Source organism: Pseudomonas sp. 58(2021) (assembly GCF_017491585.1).
Taxonomy (GTDB): Bacteria; Pseudomonadota; Gammaproteobacteria; order Pseudomonadales; family Pseudomonadaceae; genus Aquipseudomonas; species Aquipseudomonas fluorescens_BT.
In genome coordinates this window covers 420,998-428,893 of record NZ_JAFGYZ010000001.1, presented here as the reverse complement: position 1 = coordinate 428,893, position 7,896 = coordinate 420,998, and the positions used below count along the sequence as shown (strand labels likewise).

General features: G+C 62.6%; 7 protein-coding genes and 1 pseudogene. 7 read left to right on the top strand and 1 reads right to left on the bottom strand.

The features are described 5' to 3' along the window. Positions 1-91 (top strand): annotated as a pseudogene (locus J5M72_RS02000) (glutathione S-transferase); the annotation flags it as partial. A 127-nt stretch (positions 92-218) separates the two neighbouring features. On the opposite strand, the gene argH reads toward J5M72_RS02000, so the two are convergent. Continuing rightward, positions 219-1,613: an argininosuccinate lyase gene (gene argH / locus J5M72_RS01995; protein WP_103368168.1), complete on the bottom strand. Its 1,395-nt coding sequence runs from the start codon at positions 1,611-1,613 to the stop codon at positions 219-221. Between the two features lie 471 nt (positions 1,614-2,084). Between argH and J5M72_RS01985 the strand changes: the two genes are divergently transcribed. The 6 genes from J5M72_RS01985 (at position 2,085) to J5M72_RS01960 (ending at position 7,823) form a co-directional block, all read left to right on the top strand. Further along, positions 2,085-2,831 carry a LytTR family DNA-binding domain-containing protein gene (locus tag J5M72_RS01985; protein WP_169432426.1) on the top strand — a complete coding sequence of 249 codons (747 nt, stop codon included), beginning with the start codon at positions 2,085-2,087 and terminating at the stop codon, positions 2,829-2,831. A 138-nt stretch (positions 2,832-2,969) separates the two neighbouring features. Beyond that, entirely contained in the window at positions 2,970-3,911 is a 942-nt protein-coding gene (hemC, locus tag J5M72_RS01980; RefSeq protein WP_169432425.1) for a hydroxymethylbilane synthase, read from the top strand. Then, entirely contained in the window at positions 3,908-4,663 is a 756-nt protein-coding gene (locus J5M72_RS01975; protein ID WP_169432424.1) for a uroporphyrinogen-III synthase, read from the top strand. The genes hemC and J5M72_RS01975 overlap by 4 nt, the downstream gene beginning before the upstream one ends. Positions 4,664-4,679: 16 nt before the next feature. Next, positions 4,680-5,819, top strand: coding sequence for a uroporphyrinogen-III C-methyltransferase (locus J5M72_RS01970; RefSeq protein ID WP_207863862.1), 1,140 nt, complete (start codon positions 4,680-4,682; stop codon positions 5,817-5,819). After that, a complete protein-coding gene (locus J5M72_RS01965; RefSeq protein ID WP_207863861.1) occupies positions 5,816-7,054 on the top strand; it encodes a heme biosynthesis protein HemY in 1,239 nt (412 codons plus the stop codon). Before J5M72_RS01970 ends, J5M72_RS01965 begins: the two co-directional genes overlap by 4 nt. 217 nt (positions 7,055-7,271) lie before the next feature. After that, entirely contained in the window at positions 7,272-7,823 is a 552-nt protein-coding gene (locus tag J5M72_RS01960) for a disulfide bond formation protein B (protein WP_207863860.1), read from the top strand. The last annotated feature ends 73 nt before the right edge of the window (positions 7,824-7,896 follow it).

The following is a 7,896-nucleotide window of genomic DNA, read 5'->3' as shown; positions in this document are numbered from 1 at the left end:
GCTTGAGCAGAATTCGCACGTGCAGAAGATTGCCGCGGACAAGGACGCGGCGATGCCGGCGTTTTTGGCGATGATCGCTGCGAAGAAGTAAGTTTTTTGGTGCTTTCGAGATAGCTTTCGCGAGCAAGCCCGCTCCCACACTTGATCTCGATTGGACACCATTCGGTGTTCGCAGCAGATCGAATGTGGGAGCGGGCTTGCTCGCGAAGCTTTGGTCTTTAGCGGCTGGCGATCAATGCCTGACCGCGAGCAACGGCTGCCTTGACCTGTGCCGGCGCAGTCCCGCCGATATGGTCACGGGCATTCACCGAGCCTTCCAGGGTCAGTACGGCAAACACGTCCTGCTCGATCTGGTCGCTGAACTGACGCAGTTCTTCCAGGCTCATCTCCGCCAGATCCTTGCCGGTATCGACGCCGTACTTTACCGCGTGGCCAACGATCTCGTGGCAGTCACGGAACGGCAGGCCACGGCGAACCAGATAGTCGGCCAGGTCAGTGGCGGTGGAGAAACCGCGCAGCGCCGCTTCACGCATGATTGCGTGTTTCGGTTTGATCGCCGGGATCATGTCGGCAAAGGCACGCAGCGAGTCGCGCAGAGTGTCGGCGGCGTCGAACAGCGGTTCCTTGTCTTCCTGATTGTCCTTGTTGTAGGCCAGCGGCTGGCCTTTCATCAGGGTCAGCAGGCCCATCAGGGCGCCGAACACACGGCCGGTCTTGCCACGTACCAGCTCTGGCACGTCGGGGTTTTTCTTTTGCGGCATGATCGAGCTGCCGGTGCAGAAACGGTCCGGCAGATCGATGAACTGGAACTGCGCGCTGGTCCACAGCACCAGCTCTTCGGAGAAGCGCGACAGGTGCATCATCGCGATGCTGGCGGCCGAGCAGAATTCGATGGCGAAGTCGCGATCCGACACGTTGTCCAGCGAGTTGCCGCCGACAGCGTCGAAGCCCAGCAGCTGTGCGGTGTATTCGCGGTCGATCGGGTAGGTGGTGCCGGCCAGCGCGGCGCTGCCCAGCGGCATGCGGTTGGTGCGCTTGCGGCAGTCGACCAGACGCTCGTAGTCGCGGCTGAGCATTTCGAACCAGGCCAGCATGTGGTGCCCGAAGGTCACCGGTTGCGCGGTCTGCAGGTGGGTGAAGCCCGGCATGATGCTTGCGGCTTCGCGCTCGGCCTGCTCCAGCAGGCCTTTTTGCAGGCGGGTGATCTCGGCCAGAATCAGGTCGATCTCGTCGCGCAGCCACAGGCGGATGTCGGTGGCGACCTGGTCGTTGCGGCTGCGGCCGGTGTGCAGTTTCTTGCCGGTGATGCCGATGCGGTCGGTCAGGCGTGCCTCGATGTTCATGTGCACGTCTTCGAGGTCCACGCGCCAGTCGAACTGGCCGGCCTCGATTTCGCCCTGGATGGTCTTCAGGCCATCGATGATGCTGTCGCGCTCGGCATCCGTCAGCACGCCGACCTTGGCCAGCATGGTGGCATGGGCGATCGAGCCCATGATGTCGTGGCGATACAGGCGCTGGTCGAAAGTGACGGAGGCGGTGAAGCGGGCGACGAAGGCGTCGACGGGTTCACTGAAGCGGCCGCCCCAGGACTGATTGGTCTTGTCAGTGCTCATGAATTCGCTCGTATCGGCTTGAAGAAAGAAGGCGTGAAACGCTGGCGCGGATAATAACAGGGTTGCCAATCCTGTCGCTGACACTGGTCGATACGTTTTTTTCTCATCTCTGCGTTCATAGTCACCGCCGGTTCCGGGGGATTTGCGCAAGGATATTTTCCGATTGAGCAATATCGGCCCGGCAAGCGTCTACAGTAGGACTAAGGGTCGGCGCGACTGTGGATCGTGCAAAGGTCTGGCAGCCGACTATAAGAAGAGAGGGGTGGGTGTTTTGACCATCGGCATACCCTGCGTAAAACGCAGACAGGCGCGAGCCTTGAGGGGTGCGTCCCGGGTGCCGGCAAATATTGCCGGCCGACGTACGGCACTTTTTGGCGCTCGCGCTAGTCTTAGCGTGGATCGCGGTGACGGACGTCACTCCACTTGTCTACGCTATCCTTGTGCGAGACTCACGCAGGAATCCAGCGCAATATGAATGTCCTGATCGTTGATGACGAACCACTGGCCCGCGAGCGCCTCGCCCGAATGGTGAGCGAGCTCGAGGGCTACACAGTCCTGGAGCCCAGCGCCACCAATGGCGAAGAGGCGTTGGCACTGATCGACAGCCACAAGCCGGATATCGTGCTCCTTGATATCCGCATGCCGGGCCTCGACGGCCTGCAGGTGGCTGCCCGTCTGTGCGAACGTGAAACACCGCCAGCCGTGGTGTTTTGCGCAGGTCCCGATGAATTTGCCGTGGAAGCCCTGCAGGCCAGCGCCGTGGGCTATGTGGTGAAACCCGTGCGAACCGAACATCTGCAGGAAGCCCTGAAAAGGGCCGAACGTCCGAATCGGGCTCAGCTATCGGCCCTGACTCGTCCTGCCGCGGAAAGCGGCAATGGCCCACGCAGCCACATCAGCGCCCGAACCCGCAAGGGCATCGAGCTGATCCCGCTGGATCAGGTGGTGTATTTCATTGCCGATCACAAATACGTGACCCTGCGCCATGAAACCGGTGAAGTCCTGCTGGACGAGCCCCTCAAGGCACTGGAAGACGAGTTCGGCGAGCGCTTCGTGCGGATTCACCGCAATGCGCTGGTCGCCCGCGACCGCATCGAGCGGCTGCAACGCACCCCGCTGGGCCACTTTCAGTTGTTCCTCAAGGGCCTGAACGGTGACGCGCTGATCGTCAGCCGCCGGCATGTGGCGGGCGTGCGCAAGATGATGCAAGGGCTTTAGTCCGCTGGCGTCGGGCGGCTCGTTTTTCCATTCACCAGGCATTGCCGGCCAGGGAGGCCACGCCGTTTCTGATTCAGGTCAAAGTGGATTTGGCTGAGCTGTTATTATCCGCCGTATCTATTCAGTACGGATTGATCCATGTCCTCTCGCGAAATCCGCATCGCCACCCGCAAAAGTGCACTGGCCCTCTGGCAGGCCGAATACGTCAAAGCCCGTCTGGAAGCAGCCCACCCGGGACTGCTGGTGACGCTGGTGCCCATGGTCAGTCGCGGCGACAAGCTGCTCGATTCGCCCCTGTCGAAAATCGGCGGCAAGGGCCTGTTCGTCAAGGAGCTGGAAACCGCGCTGCTGGAAAACGAAGCCGACATCGCCGTCCATTCGATGAAAGACGTGCCGATGGATTTCCCTGAAGGCCTCGGTCTGTTCTGCATCTGCGAGCGCGAAGATCCGCGCGATGCGTTTGTCTCCAATACCTGTTCCAGCCTCGACGCGTTGCCGGCCGGCAGTATCGTCGGCACCTCCAGCCTGCGTCGCCAGGCACAGTTGCTGACCCGTCGTCCCGACCTGGAAATCCGTTTCCTGCGCGGCAACGTCAACACCCGTCTGGCCAAGCTCGATGCCGGCGAGTACGACGCGATCATCCTCGCGGCGGCCGGTCTGATTCGCCTCGGTTTCGAAGATCGCATCACCTGCGCAATCAGTGTCGACGACAGCCTGCCGGCCGGTGGCCAGGGCGCCGTCGGTATCGAATGCCGCAGCGCCGACACTGAAATCCACGCCTTGCTCGCGCCTTTGCATCACGCCGATACGGCTGACCGTGTGAGCGCCGAACGTGCCCTCAACAAACACTTGAATGGCGGTTGCCAGGTGCCGATCGCCTGCTACGCCGTGCTTGAAGGCGAGCAATTGTGGCTGCGTGGCCTGGTCGGCGAACCGAGCGGCGGCAAGCTGCTGAGTGCCGAGGCCCGGGCGCCGCGCTCTGACGCTGCAGCGCTGGGCGTGCAAGTCGCTGAAGATTTGCTCCGCCAGGGTGCCGACGACATTCTCAAGGCGGTCTACGGCGAGGCAGGTCACGAGTGACGGCCTGGCGCCTGCTGCTGACGCGCCCCGCGGACGATTGCGAGGCGCTGGCCGAGGTGCTGGCCGGGCAGGGGATTTTCAGCAGTTGCCTGCCGCTTTTGGAGATCGCGCCGCTGCCGGTCTCTGACACAATGCGCCAGACGTTTGCCGGGTTGTCGCGCTACAGCGCGGTGATCGTGGTCAGCAAGCCGGCGGCGCGCATCGCTGTGCAGATGATCGATGCCGTGCCGGCCATACCCTGGTTCAGCGTGGGTGCGGCGACGGCGCAGATTCTTCAGGATCGGGGTCTCGATGCGCATTGCCCGGACGAGGGCGATGACAGTGAAGCCTTGCTGCAATTGCCGCGTCTGCTCGACGCCGTTGCCCGGCCCGGCGCACGGGTATTGATCCTGCGCGGAGAGGGCGGTCGCGAGCTGCTGGCCGAGCGCCTGCGCGAGCTTGGTGCTAGTGTCGAGTATCTGGAAATGTATCGCCGTGACCTGCCGGACTATCCGGCGCAGGAACTGCCCCGACGGATTGCGGCGGAACGCCTGAACGGGCTGGTGGTCAGCAGTGGACAGGGTTTTGAGCACCTGCGCCAATTGGCCGGCGACACATGGCCGGTGCTGGCGCAGTTGCCGTTGTTTGTTCCAAGCCCAAGGGTCGCCGGGCAGGCACGTGCCGCCGGGGCTCAAACAGTTGTGGATTGCCGCGGCGCGAGTGCCGCGGCCTTGCTGACGGCGTTACGGGAGCATCCCGTGCCCGTTCCCTAATGCAAAGGATGGATACGTGAGCGAAACAGCCTTGCCTAAAGATGACGTCCAACCTGTGATCGACGCACCGGTTGATGCACCGCCACCGGCCGCCGAACCGCGCCGAGGCAACGGATTGGCCATTGTCGCGCTGCTGCTGGGCGCCGCCGGTATAGCGGTGGGTGGCTGGGGTGTCTGGCAGGTGCGGCACCTGCAAGCCAACACTCAGGAGCAATTGAGTCAGGTGCAGGCGTTGAATGATCAGGCCCAGAACCTGAAACTCAACGAGCAACGTCTGACCGAGCGTCTCGGACAACTGCCGGGCGCTGACGAGCTCGCCGAGCGCCAGCGTCTGGTGACCCAGCTTCAAGGTGATCAGCAGCGCCTCAATCAGCGTCTGGAAACCGTCCTCGGGGCCAGCCGCAAGGACTGGCGTCTGGCCGAGGCCGAGCATCTGTTGCGTCTGGCCAGCCTGCGTCTTTCGGCCCTGCAGGACATCAGCAGCGCTCAGGCGCTGGTGCAGGGGGCCGACGAGATCCTGAGGGAACAAAATGATCCGGGTTCGTTTGCCGCGCGTGAACAAGTGGCGAAAACCCTGGTGGCGTTGCGCAGTACCGAGCAGCCCGATCGTACCGGCCTGTTCCTGAAGCTGGGCGCACTGCGCGATCAGGTCATCGGGCTCACCGAGCTGGCGCCCGAATACAAGGATCGCGGCGATTCGCTGCTGGGCCTGACCGCCGATGGCGACGGCGCCAGCCGCTGGTCGCAGTGGTGGGATCAGATCTCGCGCTACATCCGCATTGATTTCAACGCCGATAAAAACGTACGGCCACTGCTCGCCGGGCAGAGTCTGAGCCAGGTGCGCCTGGCCCTCAGTCTTTCGCTGGAGCAGGCGCAATGGGCGGCGCTCAACGGCCAGGCTGCGGTGTATACCCAGGCGCTGACTGAAGCGCGGGATGTGCTCAAGGGCAACTTCAACCCGGACAATCCGCAGAGCAAAATCATGCTCGAGCAGGTGGCGGAGCTGAGCAAGCAACCGGTTACGGTGGTCACCCCGGATCTGGCGGGCACCCTCAGCGCGGTACAGGCCTACCTCGAGCGCCGTAACGTCAACGCTGAAGACTCGGTGAAACCCTTCGCCAAACCTGCCGCCACCGCGCAGGAGGCCACGCCATGAAGCGCCTGTATGTCATCGTGTTTCTGGTGATCGCTGCGACGGCGGCCCTTGGTCTGGCAATTGCCGAGCATTCCGGTTACGTGTTGGTGGCTTACAAAAGCTTCCGCTATGAGTCGAGCCTTTGGGCGACCCTGGCACTGGTGGCGGTGCTATGGCTGTTGATCTGGGGCATCAAGGCCTTGGTGGAACTGGTGCTGACGTCCGGTGGCGTAGTCAATCCCTGGTCGCGGCGCAACCGCAGTCGCCGCGTACAAGTGGCGATCGAACACGGTCAGCTGGATCTGGCTGAAGGTCGCTGGGCCAGTGCGCAGCGCCATCTCTACCGGGCTGCCGAGGCCGAGCGCCAGCCATTGCTGTATTACCTCGGTGCCGCCCGTGCCGCCAACGAGCAAGGCAACTACGAAGAAAGCGATCGGTTGCTGGAGCGTGCCCTTGAGCGCCAGCCACAGGCTGAACTGGCGATTGCCTTGAACCACGCGCAACTGCAAACCGACCGTGGTGATACGGATGGCGCACTGGTGACCCTGCAGGCCATGCGCGAGCGTCACCCGCACAACGTTCAGACCCTGCGTCAGTTGCAGCGCCTGCATCAACAACGTGGCGACTGGTCGGCAGTCATTCGGCTGTTGCCCGAGTTGCGCAAGGACAAAGTCCTGCCCTCCGCCGAACTGGCCGAACTGGAACGTCGCGCCTGGGGGGAGAACCTGTCGCTGGCAGCACATCGCGAGGAAGATGGCACGGTCGGTCTGCAGTCGCTCAATCGCGCCTGGCAGCAATTGACCTCGTCGCAGCGCCAGGAGCCGCCTCTGGTTCTGGCCTACGCCGAGCAACTGCGCCAGTTGGGAGCCCAGGTCGAAGCTGAAGAGGTATTGCGCGGCGCCCTCAAGCGCAAGTACGACAGCCACCTTGCGCGGCTCTATGGTCTGGTGCGCGGCAGCGATCCCGCGCGTCAACTGCAAACCGCCGAAGGCTGGCTCAAGGATCATCCCGCCGACCCGAGTCTGCTGCTGACGCTCGGTCGACTGTGCCTGCAAGCCAGTCTGTGGGGCAAGGCGAGGGACTATCTGGAAAGCAGCCTGCGCACGCAGCGCAATCCGGAGGCCTGTGCGGAACTGGCGCGGTTGCTGGCTCGACTCGGCGATACCGATCGCAGTAACCAGCTGTTCCAGGAAGGGCTCGGTCTGCTGGATGAGCGTCTGCTGGCCTCGCCGTTACCGGTCCAGGCTCATGCCTGAATGGACGAGGGAGTACGCTCCCTCGCTCATGTTCTTGACTGAATAGTTACCGTCTTTTCTCTTCTTGGGCAAAGTCCTACAAGGGACTACATCCATTCCTCTCGCGCTTGTCGGGATTTCCCTACACTTCTGGTGAAGTGTCGCCAGTGGCCCGCCTTGAAAGGCCGAGGCCCTTTCCTCTACCGTAACTGCCTGTCTTTATTGTTACGGATAAGCCATGTCGGCGACCTGCTCACGCTCCCTGTTCTTTATGGTTTTCACGGCGGGAATCCTGGCGCTGGGAGCTTCCTACTACCTTGAATACACGGTCGGCCTCATGCCGTGCAGCCTGTGTCTGGTGCAGCGACTCTTTCTGAGTGTCCTTACCGCCTGCTGTGGCGTGGCGGCCGTGCATGGGCCCGGACGCTTCGGTCTGTCGCTCTACTGGTTCGGTGCGCTGTCGGCCAACCTCGGCGGCACGATGGCGGCCTGGCGACAGGTACTGCTGCAGAGTGATTCGCTGCATCACCTGGCGCAGTGCGCGCCCGGCACGCAAGAGTTGTTCAGCCACCTTCCCTGGCTCTGCGCATTGGGGCGGATGTTCAATGACAGCGAGGATTGCGCGCAATTGTCCTGGACGCTGTTCGATCTGAGCATTCCGGAGTGGAGTCTGCTGTTCTTCGTCGCCATGTCGATCCTGGCGGTTTATCAAATGCTGCGCCTGGCCTGGAGCGCTCTGCAACGACCGCTCAGCGGCGAACCGTCGCACCGGGCATTGGCCGGGGATTAAACACTTGTATGAACTTTCTCTCCTGCGTACCTTGAAGCCATAGGCGTGCGGGCATAATCTGGCCCGCACGTGT

What these genes read in the sequence shown, in the direction of transcription:
- argH (WP_103368168.1), bottom strand. Translation starts at nt 1,613, where the DNA reads ATGAGCACTGACAAGACCAATCAGTCCTGGGGCGGCCGCTTCAGTGAA.
- J5M72_RS01985 (WP_169432426.1), top strand. Translation starts at nt 2,085, where the DNA reads ATGAATGTCCTGATCGTTGATGACGAACCACTGGCCCGCGAGCGCCTC.
- hemC (WP_169432425.1), top strand. Translation starts at nt 2,970, where the DNA reads ATGTCCTCTCGCGAAATCCGCATCGCCACCCGCAAAAGTGCACTGGCC.
- J5M72_RS01965 (WP_207863861.1), top strand. Translation starts at nt 5,816, where the DNA reads ATGAAGCGCCTGTATGTCATCGTGTTTCTGGTGATCGCTGCGACGGCG.
- J5M72_RS01960 (WP_207863860.1), top strand. Translation starts at nt 7,272, where the DNA reads ATGTCGGCGACCTGCTCACGCTCCCTGTTCTTTATGGTTTTCACGGCG.